The sequence below is a fragment of the Rhodococcus sp. 5A-K4 genome, assembly GCF_046097995.1.
In the GTDB taxonomy this organism is placed as follows: Bacteria; Actinomycetota; Actinomycetes; order Mycobacteriales; family Mycobacteriaceae; genus Rhodococcus_F; species Rhodococcus_F erythropolis.
Window position 1 is genome coordinate 160,036 of the sequence record NZ_JBJURM010000013.1, and the last position, 20,712, is coordinate 180,747.

A 20,712-nucleotide genomic window follows, 5' to 3' on the forward strand; every position below is an offset into this window, starting at 1 on the left:
CGAGAGAGCCAACCGAACGCTCACCCGGACAAAGGACACCGACGATGACGAACCCACGCTACGTAGTTGCCGCAATCACAGCTCTGGCCGCCGGCGCCCTCACTTTGGGATTGAGCGGAATCGCCAGTGCCGGAACTCTTCCCACGACCGGCAACACCATCACGATGACGATCAGCAACGACACCGAACAGACAATTCATCTCGAAGGCGCCGACAACCCCTACGGACAGTGGATGCAGAGCCCACGCCAGTCGCTCGCGCCCCACGAGACCGAAATCGTCACGGCATACAACCAGGACCCGCGCGGCCTGACGGTCGACGTCGCCTATTCCACTCCCGGCGGCGGACAAGCCGTCTTCATGGCCAACGACTATCCGCAGTTCGACACCGACGGAACTCGCACCACCGACCCTGATCACTACTTCATCTCGAGCTACATCGACGGCTACTACCCGAACCTGAGCGTCGGGTACCACCTCAGTGCGGTGTGACTGCAGCAGTCGTCATAAGTAATCCATCTGCCTCTCAGACGCACTCGTTCTTGGACATTCGTCCGGCGCGCGGGAAGTGTTGAACACGGCCCCGCACGACCAGGCACACGCCCCGCTGCCGGTGGCCCGAACATCAACGGGAGAGGGAAAACCACAGTGCGACTACCCAACCAGTTTCTGATCTACGTCAGCGATGCCGCCTCCGCAGCAGCGTTCTACGGCGAATTGTTCGACGCGAAGCCTGAGGTCCTCAGCCCTCGGTACATGACCTTCGACCTCGGCGGCGGCGTGGTCCTTGCACTGTGGAGCGGCAAGTCCCGCGACCTCGATCCCGCGACTCCGCGCAATTTCGAAGTCGGCATATTGGTCGACGGCGGGAGCAATGAAATTCGGGCGATCTACGACGAGTGGGTGGCCAAGGGTGTCGAGGTCGTCGAAGAGCCAAACGAAGATGTCTTCGGTCTGACATTCGTCATTTCAGATCTGGACGGAAACCGCCTCCGCGTAGCGCCCGCAGATCACTGAGCACTCAGCCCTTGATCTCGCCGTACCGGCGCAAGGCTTCCTCACGCTCATGCGCGTGATCGACGATCGGGTCCGGGTAGTCGACCGGGCGCATCGCCTTCAACGAGTGGACGGCCTTCCCGGGAACATCGCGGAGTTCTGGAACCCACCGACGGACGTATGTGCCGTCGGGATCGAACTTCTCTCCCTGCGTGATGGGGTTGAAGACGCGGAAGAAGGGCGAAGCATCTGTGCCCGACCCTGCAGTCCACTGCCACCCGTGCTGATTGGAGGCCAAGTCACCGTCCACCAGATGCGACATGAAGAACCGTGCGCCACGCCACCACGGAATGTGTAGGTCCTTCACCAGAAAAGAGGCGACGATCATTCGCACCCGATTGTGCATCCAGTTCTCGGCCGCGAGTTGCCGCATGCCGGCATCCACGATCGGGAAGCCGGTCTTGCCCTCACACCAGGCCGTGAAGGCGGCGTCTGCGTCTACTCCACCGTCGTGACGTAAACGGTCGAACTTGTCGTCGTAGTTTTTCCGCGCGCTGTCGGGGCGTTGAAACAGGATGTCTGCGTAGAAGTCTCGCCACGCCAACTGGCGACGGTAAGCCTGAGCGCCGTCGCCCAGTCGCTTGGAGAGATCTGCCAACATCGTTCGCGGATGGATCGTGCCGTACTTGAGCGGAATCGACATCCGGCTCGTGGTGTCGAGGTCAGGCCGATTTCGTTCGTCGTCGTACCGGTCAAGATCGTTCTCACAGTATTCTTTCCACTGTTCGAGGGCGCCGACCTCACCGACGAAATCGCTGACGGAGGCGGATGGCGCGGGGATACTCACCCGGCGCGGGCCACCCTCCTTGTCGCTCGGATCGAACCAACGGACCGTCTGCGCATCGGTCGACGCGGGGCCCCGCCAACCGTGTTCCATCCACTGACGGAAGTACGGCGTGAACACCTTGTACGGATCACCGTCCGCCTTGGTGACGCGTCCGGGCGCCACGGCATACGGAGATCCGGTGGCGATCAACTCCACCTGCTCCGCCACGGCCGCGTCGCGCCGTCGGCCGTAGGGTCCGTAGTCGGCACTGATGTGAACTTCTTCGGCGCCAACGGATTCCGCTACACGGGGCACCACGTCCGCCGGATCACCTCGAACAACCATCAGTTTTCCGTCGAGTTGATGATCGAGCGCCGTCAAGTTGGCGAACAGTTGATCCTGACGGGGTGAGCCTGCCGGTCCGAGCAGGTTCTCGTCGAGAACGAACAAACCCAACGTCTGCCCGCCGGCATCCGACGCTGCACTCAGGGTGGGAAGGTCACCTACCCTCAGATCACGTCGAAACCAGACCACAGAGTTACTCACCCAGTCGAGCCTACCGATCAGATCCCAGAACGCACCCCACCGCACGAGCTGCAAGTTGCGCAGCTCGTTCTGTTGTCGGTTCGGAAGCGAGCCCGAGCAGTCGCTGCCGGTGCTCCTCCCCGAGCAGCAACGTGTACAACTGATCCGCGCACAGCGCAGCCTTCTGGCCGTGCTGATCGATCAATATCTTCTCCAGAAAGGCAATCGACTTGGCCGGGCCGGATTCGTAGAACGCGGCGGCCAGTTCCGGGAACTGCACGGCCTCGCCGATCATCATGCGGTGCAGCGCAATCGAGTTGTCGCTGTGCAGGGCGACGACGATGTCCACTGCAGCGGCGAGCAGGTCCGACTGGTCGCCACCGGCGTTCTCGACATACGCGTGCTGACGCGAAACAGCAGCAGCAAAGACCGCGGATTTGTCGCCGAAATAGCTGTACACGGTGCGCTTGGCGACGCCGGCCGCCGTGGCAATGGCGTCGATGGTCGTTCGAGCGAACCCGACTTCTCGAAACGAGTCGACCGCAACGTCGAGAATCTCGTTGCGTCGATCAGCTCGCTCCGCGTCGCTGGTTCTCCCACGTCTGCGCGGTTGCTCCATCAAGTCCCCTACTACCGTGCCACTCAATTAATGCTACGTTGACGTTTCATTATTTCGAACACTACAGGAGCACTGCATGACCGGACAACGACTCGTCCACGTCGCCATCGCCGACGACTGGGAAGCGTGCAAGCGTTTCGGTGAGTACGAGGTCTCGACGCGCGGAATCAGTTACGACGAGGCGGGATTCATTCGCGCAACCACCCCGAACGCGCTCGCTTCGGTGCTCGATCTGGTGTTCGGCGACCTCACGTTGCCACTGATCGTCGCCGTCATCGACCAGGACGCTCTGACCTCCGCAGGCATCGACGTCGAATGGGAGGCGGGAAAGCCCCGAATCCTCCGACCTCTACCGATGGACGAGGACACCGTGCTCGTCCAACTGGTCGTGGAACGCGTTGACGGGGCCTGGCCGATTCCCGACCTGACCCCGTACGCAAGCCCCGCCGGCTAGACCAGCGCAGCCTCGGGTTCGACCACGGGGGTCGACGCCTTCTTCCGGCCGGCGGCGACGCACAGCGCGATCCCGACGGCAATCCAGCACACCAGCACCAGAAGTGGCGTGGCGGCGCCATGGCCGTCGAAGAACGCCATCGAACGGACGGATGCTCCTGCGGCGCCAGGTGGGAGCAGCTGCCCCAATGCACCCCAGCCTGCGGGCAACCACGCGGCAGTTGTCGCCATCCCCGAGAGTGGGTTTCCGATGAACATCATCGTGACGGCACCCAACGCGAATCCCTTCATCCCGAGCAGGGATTCGAGTCCCAGAATGGGCAGCGAGATGGCCGACATGCCCATGGTGAGTGCGAGCGCGGTGAGCAGGTAGTTTCCGTCAAGACTGTTGGTGCCGAACTGCAGAATGGCAGTCAGTGCAAAACCCGCGACAACCGCGACGCCGGCAGCGCCCAACACTCGCTTGACAATGCTCCGCGGAAACAGTTGCACGAGAACAACAGCAGGCATGATTCCGCCGAACACCAAGGGCAAGGCCAATGCCGTGAGCCCAGCACCGGTCGGGTCGTCCGCAGTCAGCGGCACAACGTCTTCGACGGGCACCTTTGCCCCCGAGGCCTCCGAGAGGCCGTTGGCCACCCCGGTCAGGGTCTGGGCGATCGGGGTTCCGCCTGCAGTCGCGATCAACACGTGAGGACCGTTGGCATCAACGGCGATTCCGCCGACCAGGTCGCGATTCCGAATCGCGTCACGCAGGGCGTCGGCGTCAGCGAATTCTCGAGTATCGAAGGCGCCTTGCTTACTCGCCTCGAGCGAGGTGCGGATCTGTTCGGTTGCCGGAGCTGGACCGGTGATGCCCAACTTCAGTTCGTGCGGGCCACTGTTGACCGAGGGCAGTACGAAGGCAAGCAGCATCAGCCCGATCACGGCGGACAAGCCCAACACCACAGCCACCAACTTCTTGCGGTCCCGTGCTTCAACTTCGGCGTTCATAACTACCTTCCCTAAGTGGAAGTTTTTCCTCCACTATTTGTGGAAGATATTCCTCCGGTTATGATGAACTGTCAATACCGGAGGTGAATGTGCGAGCCGATGCACGTGAACGCAGAAACGCAATAGTCGACGCCGCACGAGCGGTGTTCACCGAGCGCGGGCACGACGCGCCCCTCGACGCAGTCGCAGAACTCGCGAAAGTGGGCATCGCCACGCTGTATCGGAACTTTCCGACGCGCGAGGACCTCGTGACCGCCGTCGCCGTCGCAACACTGACCGATGTCCGCGAGGCTGCCGACATCGCACTCACGGCAATGTCCACCGATCCCACAAACGCGTGGCACACGCTGGTGGACCGCCTCGTGGAACTGCGCCTGGGTGCGCTCATTCCCGCACTGGTGGAACGCAGTTTCACCGAGCTGGCGCCCGAAGTTCTGGCGGTGCGTGAGGTGACGAAAACGAAGATGACCGCGACGATCGGCGCCGCTCAGAGCGCCGGACTGGTTCGCGCCGATCTGCAACCGCTCGAATTCGTCATGGCTCTGGCCAAACTGACGCGCCCGCAAATCGAATTGTCCGACGAGGCCATGCCGAACCTGGTCCCGCGGTTGGTCGCGGTGTTCATGGCCGGTCTGCGTCCGGACGGTACCGACTTGCCGGTCTGATCGGCGAAACCCGACGTACCAGGCAAGGCACAATGGGGCTGTGACCGAGATACCGAAAATCCTCGTAGTCGACGACGACGCAGACGTCCTGACCTCACTCGAACGCGGATTGCGGCTCTCGGGATTCACCGTACTGACGGCAGTGGACGGCGCCGACGCGCTCCGAGTGATCTCCGACAAGCGACCGGACGCGGTAGTCCTCGACATCAACATGCCGGTGCTCGACGGCACCGGTGTGGTGACGGCGCTTCGTGCCGCCGGCAACGAAATCCCGATCTGCGTGCTCAGCGCACGCAATTCGGTCGACGATCGCATCGCCGGGCTCGAATCCGGCGCAGACGACTACATGGTCAAACCGTTTGTCCTCGCCGAACTGGTTGCCCGGATCCGCGCAATGCTCCGTCGCAGCAACACTCCGGCCGGTGATCACTCCGAGGGAACGAACACCCTGCGGGTCGGCAACCTCGACATCGACCTCTCCGGCCGGCGGGTTCGCGTCGACGGCAAGGAAGTACCGCTCACCAAACGCGAATTCGAGCTACTCGAAGTGCTCGCTCACAATTCCGGCATCGTGCTTACTCGCGAACGTCTCCTCGAACTCGTATGGGGCTACGACTTCGTCGCCGACACCAACGTCGTGGACGTCTTCATCGGCTACCTGCGTCGAAAGTTCGAATCCGGCGGTTCACCTCGTCTGCTGCATACCGTTCGCGGCGTCGGGTTCGTGCTTCGGGAGAACCCGTGAAGCGTCGCCGCTTCTCACTACGAACTCGCGTTGCCGCGGCCGCGGCACTGGGGGCGACGTTCATCGTCATCGCACTCGGCGTGGTCGTTGCACTGGCTATCGCACGAAACAATTTGGCGCAGTTGGACCGTCGCTTGGAGACGGCATCGACGGTCATCGTGGCCAATGCGGCAACAGCGGGACCTTTTCTCGGCGCATTCGGAGACGGCGGAGCGTTCTCCGTGACCATCCGCTCCGACACCGACGGAACCGTCAAATCCAGTACCCCGACGCGACTGCCCGAATTACCGGTCGGCTCGGCGACCGTCGACGTGGACGGTACGAAGTACCGGGCTTACACCGCCGAGGCCGACGGAATCAATGCCCTGGTCTCGCTGGCGGTTCCCTATGCCGAGGCGCGGGACATCACGGTCGACCAACAGCGTCAGGTTGCGTTCTTCGGCGTCGGAGCCGTAGCGGCCGCAGCCGCGTTGGGATGGTTGTTCGGTGGCCCGGCGGTGCGCCCACTCGTGGAATTGACCCGCCGGATCGCCAGGCGAGATCCCGATCTCGCCACCGAGGTTTCCGGCATCCGTGAAGCGGACGAGCTTGCCGCAGCAGCAGAATCGATGCTCAGCGACGTCGCCCGGGCACAGGCCGCGACCAACTCGGCCCTTGCTGCCGCTCGGGACTTTGCTTCCGCCTCGGCTCACGAACTCCGAACTCCGTTGACGGCGATGCGAACCGACATCGAAGTGTTGTCCATTCACGATCTCGACCACGAGCAGCGACGTGAGATCCTCACAGATCTGGCCCGCGCACAGGGCCGCGTCGAATCGACTCTCCGCGACCTGGAGCGACTGGCGAAGGGCGAGTTGTCGACGGCTGAGGACTTCAAGGACACCGATTTGACCGAGGTATGCGACATCGCGGCCGACGATGCACGACGCCACCACCCGAGCGTCGATGTCAGTGTCGTCACGGTGGATTCCCCACTCCCCTATTGCATCCGGGCCCTTCCCGGCGGAATCCGGTTGATCCTCGACAACGCGATCACCAATGCAGTCCGCCACGGCGGCGCGAGCACGGTGCGCATCACCCTCGCACGCCCGGTCGATTCACCGGACACCGTCACGATCACGATCGACGACAACGGTTGCGGAATACCGGCCGAGGAACGCTCGAGCGTCTTCGAACGCTTCACTCGGGGATCGACGGCAGGCAAGACGGGTTCCGGTTTGGGCCTGGCACTGGTGGCGCAGCAGGCGGCCCTGCACGGCGGACGTACGACATTTCACGACAGTCCGCTCGGCGGGGCTCGCCTGCTGGTCGAACTCAGGGATCAGCCCGGACCCGAATAGCCCCTTCAGGTCTCGATCAACTCGCCGATCCCTGACGCTGTCACTTCGATGACCCGAGCCGAGCCGATGTCGAAGAACAGTCCGGCGATACGCAGGCGACCATCCACACGGGCCTGACCGACCAGAGGATGGCGTTCGAGAGTCTGCAATTGGACTGCAACATTGACCATTCCGAGCTGATCGACCTCCGAGAAACCCGCCTCGGCCGCAGCACGCGCCACCGGATGGCCACTCGTATATGCCTGCAAGCTCGTCTCCGCATGCCTCAACCACTCACCGACAACTCCCGCTTCCGACGAACTGTTCGTCAGGAGTGCCTGCATCGCGCCGCAACCCGAGTGTCCGCACACGATCACCGAACTGACACCCAACTCGTCGATCCCGAAGGCCAGTGCCGCTTCCACCGACGTATCGCGGCCGCCGGCAGGAACCAAGTTTCCGACGTTGCGCACAGTGAACAGGTCACCTGGGCCACTGCTCGTGATGATGTTCGGCACCACTCGCGAATCTGCGCAGGTGAGGAAAAGAGAGTCGGGATTCTGGCCGTCGCGCAACTGATCCATGTGCGGCCGTATCGCTTCGGCGCGATGGCGATGATAGTTGGACACCCCGTCGAGAATGGGTCGCAAGGCTGGCGGGCTGCTCAGATTCCTTCCCGAAGCCTGTGGTTGCCAACTACCCCACGGAGCGAGCAATCCGCGCAGGTCGGTGACTGCGGCGCCGCGCTTCGGCGGACCGGTGGTCGCGCTCTCCATACTCACCGAGCCGACTTCGTCGATGATCACCGAACCACCTGCCAACTCGTACTGCCTCGCCCACTCTTCGATGACGTCGAAGACGGCATGGTCGAGGAAGTCGACGGACAACTCGACGGTGACGTCCGACCGCGGCGGGATGCCGGCGAGTACCGAGGTGAGCTTGGGCAGCACCAGGAAGGTGCACGACCCTTCGACCAGCACTCGCCACTTCCCGGAATCCTTGTCACCCAACTCTTCTGCCGTGACCGACGCGCGGATGACACGCCACACCAGGAGGGCGATCGCCAACGCCAATCCGATCAGCACGCCCTCGAGCAGGTTCAAGAACACGACACCGACCACTGTGATGCCGTACACCCACAGGTCACCGGTCCGTCGCGCCAACCGAATGTGCGCCAGCTTGACCAGTTGAATACCGATGACGATCAACAGTCCGGCAAGCGCAGACTTCGGAATCTGCTGCACCAACCCGGCCAGCGCGGCCGAGAACAGCAGGATCCACAGGCCGTGCATGATCGACGACGCACGGGATTTCGCCCCGGCTTCGACATTGGTGGCGCTGCGTACGATCACACCCGTGACGGGCAGGCCGCCGATCGCCCCGGACACCATGTTCGCAGTACCTTGGCCGAGCATCTCGCGATCGAAGTTCGAGCGCGGGCCCGAGTGCATCTTGTCCACAGCCACGGCCGAGAGCAGACTCTCGACGCTGGCGATCAGTGCGATGGTCAGGATGCCGGTTGCGACGCCGAGCCACTGGCCGTCCGGCAGAGCGGGAAGTCCGATCGAGTCCAACAAAGATCCGTCGAGAGCAATACGTTCGACGTCGATCGGCAGCAGGAGCGAAGCGAGAGTTGCCAATACGATGCCGACCAATGCCGCAGGCACCTTCCGGACGCCCGCGGGGAGATAGCGCCACCCGAGAAGAGTGACGATGACAACGAGTCCGATCATCAAGTCCTCGACGTGCAGGGCACCGATCTGTGCGGGCAACTGCCGTAGATTGTCCAGCGCCGAACTGGCCGAGCTTCCGCCTAGCAACACGTGAACCTGTTGTAGCGCAATGGTGATGCCGATACCGGCGAGCATCGCATGCACCACCACCGGCGCAATAGCCAGTGCCGCACGGGCAATTCGGCTGAGCCCGAACACGATCTGCAAAATTCCGGCGCCGACGGTGATAAGGCAGGTGACTTTCCACCCGAACTTGCCGATCAGTTCGGCGACCACCACGGTCAGACCGGCTGCGGGACCACTGACTTGCAGCGGTGAACCTCCCACCGCTCCGGCCACTACTCCGCCGACGATGGCGGCGATCAGACCTGCCATGATCGGTGCCCCGGAGGCGATAGCAATTCCCAAGGACAGGGGAAGCGCCACCAGGAAGACGACCAGCGACGCCGGCACGTCGTATCTGATCAGTTGCTCGAGATAACGCCGGCTTCCACCACCCGGCGGAGACGAATCCCCCACGACGGCTTCGTCTGCGGATGATTGTGCGTGCACTACGGACTGCGTCGACATAGATCTCCTCGCCGGACCCCGGATCCGGCTGCTGGGCAACATGTTCGAAGCGAATCGGCGATCGGTATCGCCGATCGACTGTGACCATGGTAACCGCGATTCCTTACCGTTCCCTTAGATGCGAACCCAGACGTGGTCGACGTCACCGCCGCCCGGCACTGTGACTCGAACCTGAACGTCGGTCCAGAAGAGCGATCGAATTGCTTTAACCCGCAAGCATTTTCGTACGGGCCGCCCGAGTGTTCAGCACACCTGAATGCCGTCGGCGATAATGGTCGGGAGTAAATGCTCAACCACAACGATGTGAAGGCAGGCACCATGTCCGATCAGTACGTCGCCGCGCAGGACCGCTACGAAGCCATGCCCTACCGCCGAACCGGTCGGAGCGGTCTCAAACTCCCGGCGATCTCGCTCGGGCTCTGGCACAACTTCGGCGACGACGTACCGATCGAGAACCAGCGCGCAGTCCTGCGGCGGGCATTCGATCTAGGAATCACGCACTTCGATCTGGCCAACAACTACGGGCCGCCGTACGGAAGCGCCGAGACGAACTTCGGCAGGATCCTGCGTGAGGATTTCTCTTCGTACCGCGAGGAATTGGTCATCTCGTCGAAGGCCGGGTGGGACATGTGGCCCGGTCCTTACGGGTTCGGCGGTTCCCGCAAGTACTTGCTGTCATCCCTCGACCAGTCGCTCGGCCGACTCGGAGTCGATTACGTCGACATCTTCTACAGCCATCGCCCCGACGCCGAGACTCCGATCGACGAGACCGCAGGCGCGCTGATCAGTGCCGTCCAGCAGGGCAAGGCGCTGTACGCGGGTATCAGTTCGTATTCGCCGGAGCGCACCCGTGAAATCGCCGCACTGCTCGCCGCTGCGGGGGTCCCCTTGTTGATCCACCAGCCGAGCTATTCGATGCTGAATCGGTGGATCGAACAGGACCTGCTTTCGGCTGTCGACGATCTCGGAGTGGGCGTCATCGCGTTCTCGCCGCTCGCGCAAGGCATGCTCACCGACCGGTATCTGAACGGCGTCCCCGAGAATTCTCGCGCCGCCCAAGGTAAGTCACTCGATCCGTCGTGGTTGACCGACGACGCTCTCACCCACATCCGCGCGCTCAACGACATCGCGGCAGACCGCGGCCAGTCGCTGGCTCAGCTGGCACTGAGCTGGGCACTCCGCGATTCGCGGGTCACCTCGGTATTGATCGGTGCATCCAGCGTCGCCCAACTCGAAGCCAACGTCGGCGCGCTCGACAATCTCGAATTCAGCGCAGCCGAACTGGCCTCCATAGATCAGCACGCAAAGGACAGCGGCATCAATCTGTGGGCAGAGGCCAGTTCGATCTGAGCGATCATCTGCGCTAGAGCTGAGGCAACTCCACGTTCACGTGCTCGCCCTCTTCGAATACGGCCGAAGCAGGCCCGACGATCAAGGGATCCGGAGTACCGACTGCCCGGTGATCCTTGTTGGGATAGTCGAAGCTGGCGAGCACGTGACGCATCGCTTCGAGGCGGGCGCGCTTCTTGTCGTTGCTCTTGATCACCGTCCAGGGCGCATCCCCGGTATCGGTGTAGAAGAACATCGCTTCCTTGGCCTGCGTGTAGTCGTCCCACTTGTCGAGCGAAGCCAGATCAGTCGGTGAGAGCTTCCACTGACGCACCGGGTCTGTTCGACGGGCTGCGAATCGCGCCAACTGCTCTTCCCGGCTGACCGAGAACCACAGCTTGTGCAGATGGATCCCGGAGTTGACGAGCATCCGCTCGAAGTCCGGGGTCTCTCTCATGAACTCGAGGTACTGAGTCGGCGTGCAGTAACCCATCACTCGTTCGACACCGGCGCGGTTGTACCAGGACCGGTCCATCATCACGATCTCGCCGCCGCTGGGTAGGTGTGCGACATACCGCTGGAAGTACCACTGCGTTCGCTCGATGTCTGTGGGCTTCTCGAGCGCGACGACCCGGGCACCACGAGGATTGAGATGCTCGGTGAACCTCTTGATCGACCCGCCCTTACCGGCAGCATCGCGACCTTCGAAGATAATGAGCACTTTCTGCCCGGTTTCCTTGACCCACAGCTGCAGCTTGAGCAACTCGATCTGCAGACGCCGCTTCTTCCGCTCGTACTCGCGGCGCGACATTTTCTTCTCGTACGGATAGCCCTGCTTCCAGGCATCCGCGAACTCTGAGGGCTCGAGTCCGCCGAGCTTGTGCTTGAGACTCGAGAGCTCGTCGATCTCGGCCGCATAGTCCTCGGTGACGGAAATTCTGGTCGACGGGGTCGGCAGGTCAGGAACCCGACCGTCCACACCGCTGGAGTCGGGGCTCATGAATACGCACTCCCTGTCGTCGAAATGAACGAACGTCCGGAAAGTGAATTTTACGCGCCGAAGCCCTCCGCCGCGGGGCCGAAGCGAATGTTGCTTGGCATCGAGGAGGTAACGACAGGTCCGGCTTCCCAGGCGCCGAACCCCCACGCGGTACCTTGATCGAGGTAACTGAGACGGTCGGTAACCCCCGAGAGAAGAGAGTTCTGGCGAGATGCGAGTAGACGGACGGGAGATCCCGGTAACGGGAAGCCTCCTGCCACCACTGCACCGCCGTACGAGCGACATCATGCGGGTCGCGATCGCTGCCGTGCTGCTCGGCGGCGTCATCGCGGGTTCTCTGATCACCCGAAGTCAGTGGGACGCCCTCGAAACGTCGGTGTCCAACATCGTCGGAGTGCTGTCGCCGAGCCTGTCCGACACTGTGTACCTCCTCTACGGCATCGCAATCCTGGCGCTACCGTTTGCCATTCTGATCGGGCTCATCGTGGGGCGCCGATGGAAGTTGCTGGCCGGATACGCCGCTGCCGGCCTGTGCGCCGGACTCGCGCTGTCGTTCACCGGCACAGGACTCGCCGCACCCAAGTGGCACCTCGACGTCCCCGACCGACTCGACGCCACGTTCCTGTCCCAATTTCTCGACGATCCGCGGTGGATTGCGATGCTCGCGGCGGTGCTCACCGTCTCGGGTCCGTGGCTACCGAAAAAGTGGCGACGAGCCTGGTGGACGCTGCTTCTGCTGTTTGCGCCCATTCACCTGATCGTCAGCTCGATCGTTCCCGCCCGATCGATGCTGGGTCTCGCCGTCGGCTATCTGATCGGCGCGGTGATCGTTCTTGCCGTCGGCACACCTGCCCTCGAAGTGCCGTTGGACTCTGCAGTACGCGTGCTCGCGCGGCGTGGTTACCGCGTCACCGCTTTCCGCGTCGTGAGTCCCTCGGGAATCGGCCCGCTGGTCATGTCCGCCGACATCGACAAGGCTCCGGACGACGAACCGTTCGACGAACTCATTGTCGAGTTGTACGGACAGAACCAGCGAAGCAGCGGAGCAATTCGACAGACGTTCCGCTGGATCTCGTTCCGGAACCGTGAAACTCCTCCCCCTTACGGATCGCTTCGGCGCGCCGTCGAACATCGCGCACTGATGGGTATCGCGTTCGCCGACATCGGTCTGGCCAGTTCCAAAGCCGTCGCCATCTCGGTGCTCGATCGCGGATGGGAGATGTACGCCCGCCCGAGCCCCCGCGGTATCCCACTTGCCGTCGCCGTCGAAAACCAGGCGGACGAGGAAGAATCCTCCAAACTGATCGACGCGTTGTGGCAAACACTGCACACCATTCACGTACATCAGATGGCGCACGGTGACCTGCGCGCTTCCGAGATTCGCGTCGAGGGCGGAACGATCCTCTTCGGCGGCTACGCGTACTCCGAATTCGGCGCCACCGAAGTTCAGATGCAGTCCGACAACGCCCAACTTCTTTTTGCCACCGCATCACTGTTCGGCGTCGACGCAGCGGTGGACGCCGCGATTCGTGCGCAAGGCGCAGACACGATTCTCGCTGCCTCCGGCCGATTGACCACCTCGGCGTTGCCCAACCGAATTCGGCGGACCGCCGAGGATTCCGCAAAATTGATGACCGAGATCCGAGACGAGGTCGGCGCGAAGAACGGGATCGAAAAGGTCGCTCCCGCACAGGTCACCCGGTTCAGTCGCAATCAACTGATCCAGCTCGTTCTGCTCATCGGATTGGTCTACGTCGCCTATCCGTTCATCAGCCAGGTACCCGCATTCATCACGGAGTTGAAGACAGCCAACTGGTGGTGGGCACTGCTCGGCCTCGGCGTCTCCGCACTGACGTACGTCGGCGCGGCAGCGGCCCTGTGGGCCTGTGCGTCGTCGATGGTCAGTTACCGCAACCTCCTGATCATGCAGGTGGCCAACACCTTTGCCGCGACGACTACTCCGGCCGGAGTCGGCGGGCTCGCCCTGAGTGTGCGGTTCCTGCAGAAGGGCGGGCTCGGTACCGTCCGTGCAACGGCCGCAGTCGCGCTTCAACAGACGGTTCAGGTGGTCACCCACGTCGGCTTGCTGATCTTCTTCTCGATCGTCGCCGGACGCGATACAAACCTCTCGCACTTCATCCCGGGATCCACTGTTCTGTATCTGGCGGGTGGCGTCGCGCTCGGAGTTCTCGGTGCATTCATGTTCATTCCGAAACTTCGTGGGTGGCTGCGCGACGATCTGCGTCCTCAGATCACCGAGGTGTTGGGTGAACTGAGCCAACTTGCACGAAACCCGACCCGATTCCTCATCATCGTGGGCGGCAGCGCTGCAACAACTCTCGGTGCCGCCCTGGCTCTGTGGGCAAGCGTCGAGGCATTCGGCGGCGGAACCACGTTCATCACCGTCACCATCGTGACGATGATCGGTGGAACCCTTGCCTCGGCAGCTCCGACACCGGGTGGCGTCGGAGCCGTCGAGGCCGCCCTCATCGGTGGCCTGTCCGCGTTCGGATTGCCGGCAAGCATCGCTGTGCCGTCGGTTCTGCTCTACCGAGTCCTGACCTGCTGGCTCCCGGTGTTCTGCGGCTGGCCGACGCTGCGATGGCTGCAGAAGAACGACATGGTCTGAGCGTTCCCGCTACTGCCGGCGAACGATGTGCGCCTGCAACGCTTCACCGTCGTCGTCGACCCAGCCCTTGCTCTGGGCGTAGTCGACCATCGCCGCCACTCCGTCGACGTCCGTGGCGCTCTCGCGAACGCGGGCTACCGAGATGAATGCACTACCGCCGCTGACGTATCCGTAATTCCGAAGGCGCAAGAGCTCGTCCAGTTCGGAATCGGCGATGTCGCCGGTCACCTCGACGTGAAAGGCCTTCAGGTTGTCCACTTCGCGGACGCTGACGCGGCCGTTGTCCACCAGTACATACATGGCTTTCCTTTCCTGGATCACTCACGACGATGAGTGCGCACCGAATACACGCCGGCGATAGGTCAATGGATTCGCCTCGCAGTGCCAGGCGTCGTCCACCGATCCTGTCACGATCTTGTGATCACCACCGTCCACGACGGCGTCCACGGTGCACACGATCCAGATGGGAGCGTCCGGCAGTCTCGGTGAGCACACGTGCGCCATGGCTTCTCGAAAACACAACGCCCTGTTGCCCTGTGGATCGTTCACGACGTCAGCCCTTGTCTGCCAACTCTTGTGCGTACTTCTTTGTCATGTGGTCGACGGCGTCGAGTTGCGCCTTCGCATGCCCCTCCCTGACGGCGCGCGCGTGAGCGCGGACAGCATAAGCACAACTTCGAAAAAACGGACAACTTCGCTGCCTACCAGCACTGTTGATGCCGATAACCGATACTGAGCTTTATGTCGGAACTCGGAAATGAACCAGACTCGAAGCAGAAGGCGGTGCTCGAGCGACACGCGTCATGGATCGAATTGTTCTTCGACCTGGTCGTAGTTGCCGGTATCGGTCAGCTGGCTCACCTGCTCCACGGTTCGCCGTCGTGGTCGGATGTCGCGCTCTACGCCTTGCTCTATCTCGCGTTCTGGACCGCGTGGGCGACGTTCACGATGTACGGCAACGTTGCCGGTGACCGTGTCCGAATCCCGAGCATGCTGATCGCCATGTTCGGACTGGCCGTCATGATGGCGGCCGTGGCCGGCATCCACGACAACCATGCGCTGGCCTTCGCTGTCGCCTACGTGGCCGTACGCCTGCTGGCGAGTCGGGTGTGGCACAACGGCCAGATAGTAGTGGACTGGCCGATCGCCCAGATGTCTCTCGGTGTGATCCCGTGGATCGTCTCGTTCTGGTTCGAGGGCGAAACTCGGTTCTGGCTCTGGACCGCCGGTGTGACCATCGATCTGCTGATCATGTTCGTCGTCTCCGGCAGCGCGATCATGGAAGACGCGCAGGAAAAGCTCGACCGAATCATCAAGGTTCGCGGGTTCAAGGACGACCGGATGCCCGAACTCGAAGCCCTGCACTCCGATCGGGCTCATCTTGCCGAGCGACTGGGCCTGTACGTCATCATCGTGCTGGGTGAGGGTGTGATCCTCGTGATCTCTGCAGCCTCGAAGCTCACCTGGGACTCCACGGTGGTCAGCCTCGCCGTCGGATCGTTTGTCCTGCTCTCGGGCATGTGGGCACTCTCGCTTCTCTACGGCCACGCCGGTGTTCCGCACCTGCAGCCCGAGAAGTTTCCCGCTCGCATCGACATGGCACTGCACTGTTTCACCACCGGCGCTATCGCGGTTCTGGTCGCGGGCCTCGGAGCTGCCACCGAACACGGCGCGGAACACACACCCGCGAACCTGCGGTGGTTGTTGTGCGGAAGCATCGCAGTCTATTTCGGAATCAGCACCGTGGCGGGGCTGTTTGCGCGATCGGACCGACGGTGGCTGCTCGGCTGGGCGCTCCCCTGCACCGCCATCCCCATCGTCATGGGCATTGTCGGCACGCACATGAGCGCCACGTGGATCATCTGGGTGCTGGTGGCCACCGTGACCTGGCAGAACGGCTACGAGTATGCGCAGGTGCGGCGTTCGCGCCGCTCTGCTGTGCGCCTTTATTAACCCCCCGCGGTTAATAAAGGCGCACAGCAGGGACGATTTTTACCCGCACCGCCGGGTCGAAGCGATAGGGCTGAGCCAGCACGATTCCAGCCAATCGCTTACGCAACCTCGACATCTCGGCCCGGACGGTCACCGTCTTACGCGGATCGCCGAACAACTCTGAGGCGAGCTGCGAGGCCGTGAGGCCCTCGGGCGCCTGTGTCAGAGCCAGGAGGATCTGCGAATGGCGCGGGCTGAGGTCGATACTCCAACTTCCCAAGTCCGAGGAGTACCGCAGTTCCATCGCATTCGAATCCCGCAGGTCCAATTCGACTTCGGCACAAGCATTTCCAGACGCCGGGTTCGCCTGAGGGCGGATGAGCCAGCCGCCCGGAAGTGGCTCGCACATACACAATCCGAGTGACGGGAGCCAATGCTCGCCGCTGCTCATCGCTTTCGGTAGTGCAATTCGGTAGATCGGCGCCATCGAGTCCACCGCAGCAACCCAGCCACTACGGTCCACAACCATTGTCGGCTGACTCGCGCGAGCCAGCGTCGACGCCGAGATCATCCGAAGCCGATCCAATCCGATTCGATGCTTCTCCCGCAGTGCGGATTCCGCCAGTCTGGCCACGCTGTCCACCAAAGCGAGAGTCGACGGGTGGACAGTGCCTGCGGCGCCGGCGACGTTGACGACGGCGAGCGCCCGGCGACTACGCGGATCCCGAACCGTCGCCCCGGAGCAAGTCCACGGATGCTGCGAGCGCGAGTAGTGCTCGGCCGAGAACACCTGCACTGCCGAACCTGATGCCAACGAAGTACCGATCCCGTTGGTACCGACAGCTTCCTCGGTCCACGACGCACCCTCGATCATCCCGAGGCGTTCGGCCCGATCCAGCATTCGACCGGGCCCGTGGCGCCAGAGGATGCGACCCTGTCGGTCCGCCACCACTATCAAATTCGCGTCGTCCGGGCCGACGAGCGGTGCCAGACCGCGTACCGCCTCGTCGAAGATCTCCGTCATTCCGGCCGCACCCCGACTCTCTTCGATCTCCGAGGCACGAGTGGTCTTCGTGATCGAACACCGCTCCGGATCGAGACCGAGGGCGCGCAGACGCGACCACGAATCGGCGATCACGGAGCGCGGGCGCGCGGGCGGTTTGCGCCCGGACATCGTTGCTTCGTACACGGATTCGAGAACACGTGCGTACTGCGCCGGGTCTTCACCACTACCCAGGGCCGGTTCGAGTCGATTCGTTGCGCCGATCACACTCCAGTCCTATGTGATGGGGTCATCGAAAGCGAGCGTTGCACCCGGTTGCAGAGTTGTCCGCGTGCGTGAACGTAGGACGGCGTTCACGCACGCGGACTGTGCTCATGCGTTGAGGGGTCTCCCCAGCGCTGAGAGCACAGACTCGTGCATTGCCTCCGAGAGCGTCGGATGAGCAAACACGACCTCGGCGAGATCATCGCCGGTGGCTTCGAGGGATCGGGCGATACCGAAACCCTGGATCTGCTCGGTCACATCCGGACCGACCATGTGCGCGCCGAGCAGTTCCCCGGTATCGGCGTCGAAGATCGTCTTGACGAAGCCTTCGGCCTCGCCGATCGCCAATGCCTTGCCGTTCGCCTGCAGGTCGAAGTGTCCGACCCGCAACTTGCGACCAGTACCGGCGCACTGCTTCTCCGTCAGACCCAGACTCGCCACCTGCGGGCGGGCATACGTGCATCCCGGAACGTAGTCGCGATCGAGCGGATGAACATCGGGCACGCCTGCCAGCTTTTCGACGCACAGGACAGCTTCGTGACTTGCCTTGTGCGCCAGACATGGAGCGCCCGCCACGTCACCGATTGCGTAGATCCCGAAGGCACTGGTACGGCACCACTGGTCGGTGACGATCGCACCACGCTCGATCTCGACGCCCAGAGCCTCCAACCCCAGATCCTCGACGTTGCCGGTGATCCCGGCAGCCACCAACACCCGGTCCACGGTCACCGCCTGGACACCGTCGCTCGTCTGCACGTTCACTTCGACGGCGTCGGCGCCGACGGTCACCGCCGACACCGAGGCTCCGGTGTGAATCGTGATGCCACGCTTCTCGAACTGCTTGCGAACGAACGCCGAAATCTCTTCGTCCTCGACCGGCATGATGTGTGGTGCCATCTCGACGATGGTCACCTCGGTGCCGAGATCGCGGTACAGGCTGGCGAATTCGACTCCGATCGCGCCGGACCCGATCACGAGCAGCGACTTCGGTAGTTCCTTCGGGACGAGTGCGTCGAAGTAGGTCCACACCCGATCACCGTCGGGGGCAACCCCGGGAATCGAACGCGGCCGGGCGCCGGTTGCAATGATCACGTGGTCGGCTCGATACGTCTGACCTTCCACGGACACGACGCCCTTGCCCACCAACTTCGCGGTGCCTGAGATGACGTCTACGCCGTTCTTCTTCATCAGGTAGGCAACACCGCCGGACAATTTCTCCGAAACCCCTCGGCTGAACGACACCAACTTCGAGATGTCGAACTGGACAGACGCCGAACTGAATCCGTATTTGTCGAGTTCACTCAAGGTATGCGCGACGTCCGCGCCGTGAAGCATCGCTTTGGTGGGGATACAACCCCAGTTGAGGCAGATCCCGCCGAGGCGATCACGTTCTACCAGCGCAACGTTCAACCCCAACTGGGCGGCCCGGATCGCCGCCACGTAACCACCGGGGCCACCACCGATGACAAGAACGTCGTGCTTCTTCGACGTATTGCTTTCCACCACAGCCCCTTACACCAACATCAGCGCGGGAGAAGCGACAAAGCGCTGGAGCTCCCGAAGGAAGGTCGCGCCCAAGGCTCCGTCGATCACCCGGTGATCGCACGAGAGGGTCACGGTCATCACGGTCCGGACGGAAACACTGTCGCCGACCACCACGGCCCGCTTCTCCCCCGCACCTACGGCCAGGATCGCTCCCTGGGGCGGGTTGATGATCGCGTCGAATGCCTTGATCCCGAACATGCCGAGGTTGGACACCGTGAACGTTCCGCCTTGGAATTCTTCGGGACGGAGTTTGCCGGTCTTCGCCTTGGTGGCCAACGAGAGCACCTCACCGGAGATGTCCGCCAACGACTTGGTGTTCGCGCCACGCACGATGGGCGTGATCAGCCCGGTCGGAAGTGCAACTGCCACCGAGACATCCGCCGACGCGAATCGAAGAACCGATTCGTTCGCGGCATCGAATTGGACGTTCACGTCCGGCACCTTCATCAGCGCAGCCGCGCAGGCCTTCACGATGAAGTCGTTGACCGACAGCTTGACCGCCGGGACAGTCGAATTGATCTCCTTGCGCAGAGCGAGGAGCGCATCGAGCTCGAGATCCGCCGTGAGCCGGAAATGGGGAGCCTGCTGCTTGGACGCCTGCAACCTGCCGGCGATTGCCGATCGCATGGGCGTGAACGGAATTGTGTCGTACTCGGGTTCGACGGCAATGGTTCCCGTCTGAGCCGCCGCTTCTGGCAGGAGCTGCGCGGAACGAGCGGCGTCGTGCACGTCGGCGACGCAGACGCGTCCCCGCGAGCCTGTCGGACGACAATCGTGCAGGTTTACGCCCAGCGATCGGGCAGTTCTGCGTGCGACCGGGGTGGCAGGCACGGCACTGTCGTCGGCGGTTGATCGCAGCGGGAGGCCGGATCTCGTGGCCGGCGCTACTGTCGCAACAGTGCCACCGGCGTCACGAATCGCGTCGTCGATGTCTCGGACACTGATCCGCCCGAGTGGGCCGGTACCCACTACGGCGGCGAGATCGATTCCGAGCGCTTCGGCACGTCGGAGTGCTCGAGGACTCGCAAACACGTCGCTCTGCGTCGTGCCCTGCAGAACACTCGGTACGACGGTGGAACCGGTTGGTGCAGGTTTCGCTGCAACAACCACCTTCGCAGCGGGTGTAGCCGTAGGTGTCGCGGGAGCCTCCGGTTCGGCAACTGGTGAGGGTGCCGGCTCTTCCGCCGGCGCGGTTGCGCCGCGAGCGGCGAGGAACTGCTCGATCTCCGCATCCGTCGTGGACGCATCGGCGGACACACCGATCACGGCACCGACGGGCAGAGTCTGCCCCGGTATGCCGACGATCTTGCGGAGAACACCGTCGAACGGCGCCTCCAGTTCGTTGGTGATCTTGCTGGTCTCGATCTCACAGATCAACTGGCCCTTGGTGAACGAGTCACCTTCCTCGATGAGCCACGCGTTGACCAACCCCTCCTCCATGGAGAGCCCCCATTTGGGGATGTCGATAGCTTTGATGTCAGCCATGATCAGGCTCTCACCAGCTTGCGAACCGACTCTTCGATGCGCGCAACGTCAGGCAGCCAGGCAGTTTCGAGGGTCGGTGAGA

Annotated in this window: 19 protein-coding genes; 9 read left to right on the forward strand and 10 right to left on the reverse strand. The window is 62.8% G+C overall.

Annotation, left to right across the window (positions count from 1 at the left end; translation table 11 throughout):
- Nucleotides 1-44 precede the first annotated feature (44 nt).
- Both ACKAMS_RS18700 and ACKAMS_RS18705 read left to right on the forward strand, forming a co-directional pair.
- On the forward strand, nt 45-491 hold the full coding sequence (locus tag ACKAMS_RS18700) for a hypothetical protein (protein WP_069146443.1): 447 nt from the start codon (nt 45-47) through the stop codon (nt 489-491).
- A gap of 156 nt (nt 492-647) precedes the next feature.
- The gene (locus ACKAMS_RS18705; RefSeq protein ID WP_020970460.1) at nt 648-1,016 is read left to right on the forward strand and encodes a VOC family protein; all 369 of its coding nucleotides are present in this window, start codon (nt 648-650) and stop codon (nt 1,014-1,016) included.
- Nucleotides 1,017-1,020: 4 nt separating this feature from the next.
- On the opposite strand, the gene ACKAMS_RS18710 is transcribed toward ACKAMS_RS18705, so the two are convergent.
- Nucleotides 1,021-2,367 (reverse strand): deoxyribodipyrimidine photo-lyase, encoded by a 1,347-nt coding sequence (locus ACKAMS_RS18710; RefSeq protein ID WP_031333757.1) that lies wholly within the window; start codon nt 2,365-2,367, stop codon nt 1,021-1,023.
- Nucleotides 2,368-2,377: 10 nt separating this feature from the next.
- On the reverse strand, nt 2,378-2,965 hold the full coding sequence (locus ACKAMS_RS18715) for a TetR/AcrR family transcriptional regulator (RefSeq protein ID WP_021345249.1): 588 nt from the start codon (nt 2,963-2,965) through the stop codon (nt 2,378-2,380).
- Between the two features lie 76 nt (nt 2,966-3,041).
- Here ACKAMS_RS18715 and ACKAMS_RS18720 point away from each other — a divergent pair, with 76 nt between their 5' ends.
- Nucleotides 3,042-3,419: a DUF952 domain-containing protein gene (locus tag ACKAMS_RS18720; protein ID WP_408989362.1), complete on the forward strand. Its 378-nt coding sequence runs from the start codon at nt 3,042-3,044 to the stop codon at nt 3,417-3,419.
- Here ACKAMS_RS18720 and ACKAMS_RS18725 read toward each other — a convergent pair.
- A complete protein-coding gene (locus ACKAMS_RS18725; protein WP_408989363.1) occupies nt 3,416-4,411 on the reverse strand; it encodes an ABC transporter permease in 996 nt (331 codons plus the stop codon). The genes ACKAMS_RS18720 and ACKAMS_RS18725 overlap by 4 nt on opposite strands.
- Nucleotides 4,412-4,500: 89 nt before the next feature.
- Between ACKAMS_RS18725 and ACKAMS_RS18730 the strand changes: the two genes are divergently transcribed.
- From ACKAMS_RS18730 to ACKAMS_RS18740, 3 genes are read left to right on the forward strand one after another with little or no spacing between them, the layout of a single operon-like run.
- Nucleotides 4,501-5,076, forward strand: a complete 576-nt coding sequence (locus tag ACKAMS_RS18730; RefSeq protein ID WP_029256004.1) for a TetR/AcrR family transcriptional regulator — start codon at nt 4,501-4,503, stop codon at nt 5,074-5,076.
- 40 nt (nt 5,077-5,116) lie between these two features.
- Entirely contained in the window at nt 5,117-5,821 is a 705-nt protein-coding gene (locus ACKAMS_RS18735; RefSeq protein ID WP_003939853.1) for a response regulator transcription factor, read from the forward strand.
- Nucleotides 5,818-7,161 carry a sensor histidine kinase KdpD gene (locus ACKAMS_RS18740; protein WP_020908761.1) on the forward strand — a complete coding sequence of 448 codons (1,344 nt, stop codon included), beginning with the start codon at nt 5,818-5,820 and terminating at the stop codon, nt 7,159-7,161. Before ACKAMS_RS18735 ends, ACKAMS_RS18740 begins: the two co-directional genes overlap by 4 nt.
- A gap of 5 nt (nt 7,162-7,166) precedes the next feature.
- Here ACKAMS_RS18740 and ACKAMS_RS18745 read toward each other — a convergent pair whose 3' ends face one another.
- The gene (locus ACKAMS_RS18745) at nt 7,167-9,443 is read right to left on the reverse strand and encodes a SulP family inorganic anion transporter (RefSeq protein ID WP_408989364.1); all 2,277 of its coding nucleotides are present in this window, start codon (nt 9,441-9,443) and stop codon (nt 7,167-7,169) included.
- A gap of 318 nt (nt 9,444-9,761) precedes the next feature.
- Here ACKAMS_RS18745 and mgrA point away from each other — a divergent pair, with 318 nt between their 5' ends.
- Nucleotides 9,762-10,793: an L-glyceraldehyde 3-phosphate reductase gene (gene mgrA, locus ACKAMS_RS18750; RefSeq protein WP_070796082.1), complete on the forward strand. Its 1,032-nt coding sequence runs from the start codon at nt 9,762-9,764 to the stop codon at nt 10,791-10,793.
- 13 nt (nt 10,794-10,806) lie between these two features.
- Here mgrA and ppk2 read toward each other — a convergent pair whose 3' ends face one another.
- Nucleotides 10,807-11,772 (reverse strand): polyphosphate kinase 2, encoded by a 966-nt coding sequence (ppk2, locus tag ACKAMS_RS18755; protein ID WP_020970466.1) that lies wholly within the window; start codon nt 11,770-11,772, stop codon nt 10,807-10,809.
- Nucleotides 11,773-11,983: 211 nt separating this feature from the next.
- Here ppk2 and ACKAMS_RS18760 point away from each other — a divergent pair, with 211 nt between their 5' ends.
- Nucleotides 11,984-14,401 carry a lysylphosphatidylglycerol synthase transmembrane domain-containing protein gene (locus ACKAMS_RS18760; protein WP_019744892.1) on the forward strand — a complete coding sequence of 806 codons (2,418 nt, stop codon included), beginning with the start codon at nt 11,984-11,986 and terminating at the stop codon, nt 14,399-14,401.
- Nucleotides 14,402-14,410: 9 nt separating this feature from the next.
- On the opposite strand, the gene ACKAMS_RS18765 is transcribed toward ACKAMS_RS18760, so the two are convergent.
- Together ACKAMS_RS18765 and ACKAMS_RS18770 are read right to left on the reverse strand one after the other, a co-directional pair.
- Nucleotides 14,411-14,701 carry a hypothetical protein gene (locus tag ACKAMS_RS18765; RefSeq protein WP_031333759.1) on the reverse strand — a complete coding sequence of 97 codons (291 nt, stop codon included), beginning with the start codon at nt 14,699-14,701 and terminating at the stop codon, nt 14,411-14,413.
- A gap of 21 nt (nt 14,702-14,722) precedes the next feature.
- Entirely contained in the window at nt 14,723-14,950 is a 228-nt protein-coding gene (locus tag ACKAMS_RS18770; RefSeq protein ID WP_408989365.1) for a flavin reductase, read from the reverse strand.
- 192 nt (nt 14,951-15,142) lie between these two features.
- Between ACKAMS_RS18770 and ACKAMS_RS18775 the strand changes: the two genes are divergently transcribed.
- Entirely contained in the window at nt 15,143-16,354 is a 1,212-nt protein-coding gene (locus tag ACKAMS_RS18775; protein ID WP_080909115.1) for a low temperature requirement protein A, read from the forward strand.
- A 10-nt stretch (nt 16,355-16,364) separates the two neighbouring features.
- On the opposite strand, the gene ACKAMS_RS18780 is transcribed toward ACKAMS_RS18775, so the two are convergent.
- From ACKAMS_RS18780 to ACKAMS_RS18790, 3 genes are all read right to left on the reverse strand, one after another.
- A complete protein-coding gene (locus ACKAMS_RS18780) occupies nt 16,365-17,603 on the reverse strand; it encodes a GAF domain-containing protein (RefSeq protein WP_408989366.1) in 1,239 nt (412 codons plus the stop codon).
- A gap of 105 nt (nt 17,604-17,708) precedes the next feature.
- Nucleotides 17,709-19,106, reverse strand: a complete 1,398-nt coding sequence (gene lpdA, locus ACKAMS_RS18785) for a dihydrolipoyl dehydrogenase (RefSeq protein ID WP_408989367.1) — start codon at nt 19,104-19,106, stop codon at nt 17,709-17,711.
- A gap of 6 nt (nt 19,107-19,112) precedes the next feature.
- The gene (locus ACKAMS_RS18790; protein ID WP_172932972.1) at nt 19,113-20,630 is read right to left on the reverse strand and encodes a 2-oxo acid dehydrogenase subunit E2; all 1,518 of its coding nucleotides are present in this window, start codon (nt 20,628-20,630) and stop codon (nt 19,113-19,115) included.
- Nucleotides 20,631-20,712: the final 82 nt, after the last annotated feature.

Bases quoted from the DNA above. Each gene is read 5' to 3' on its own strand.
- ppk2 (WP_020970466.1), bottom strand. From the start codon at position 11,772: ATGAGCCCCGACTCCAGCGGTGTGGACGGTCGGGTTCCTGACCTGCCG.
- ACKAMS_RS18760 (WP_019744892.1), top strand. From the start codon at position 11,984: ATGCGAGTAGACGGACGGGAGATCCCGGTAACGGGAAGCCTCCTGCCA.
- ACKAMS_RS18790 (WP_172932972.1), bottom strand. From the start codon at position 20,630: ATGGCTGACATCAAAGCTATCGACATCCCCAAATGGGGGCTCTCCATG.
- ACKAMS_RS18720 (WP_408989362.1), top strand. From the start codon at position 3,042: ATGACCGGACAACGACTCGTCCACGTCGCCATCGCCGACGACTGGGAA.
- mgrA (WP_070796082.1), top strand. From the start codon at position 9,762: ATGTCCGATCAGTACGTCGCCGCGCAGGACCGCTACGAAGCCATGCCC.
- ACKAMS_RS18725 (WP_408989363.1), bottom strand. From the start codon at position 4,411: ATGAACGCCGAAGTTGAAGCACGGGACCGCAAGAAGTTGGTGGCTGTG.
- ACKAMS_RS18715 (WP_021345249.1), bottom strand. From the start codon at position 2,965: ATGGAGCAACCGCGCAGACGTGGGAGAACCAGCGACGCGGAGCGAGCT.
- ACKAMS_RS18765 (WP_031333759.1), bottom strand. From the start codon at position 14,701: ATGTATGTACTGGTGGACAACGGCCGCGTCAGCGTCCGCGAAGTGGAC.
- ACKAMS_RS18775 (WP_080909115.1), top strand. From the start codon at position 15,143: ATGTCGGAACTCGGAAATGAACCAGACTCGAAGCAGAAGGCGGTGCTC.
- ACKAMS_RS18700 (WP_069146443.1), top strand. From the start codon at position 45: ATGACGAACCCACGCTACGTAGTTGCCGCAATCACAGCTCTGGCCGCC.
- ACKAMS_RS18745 (WP_408989364.1), bottom strand. From the start codon at position 9,443: ATGTCGACGCAGTCCGTAGTGCACGCACAATCATCCGCAGACGAAGCC.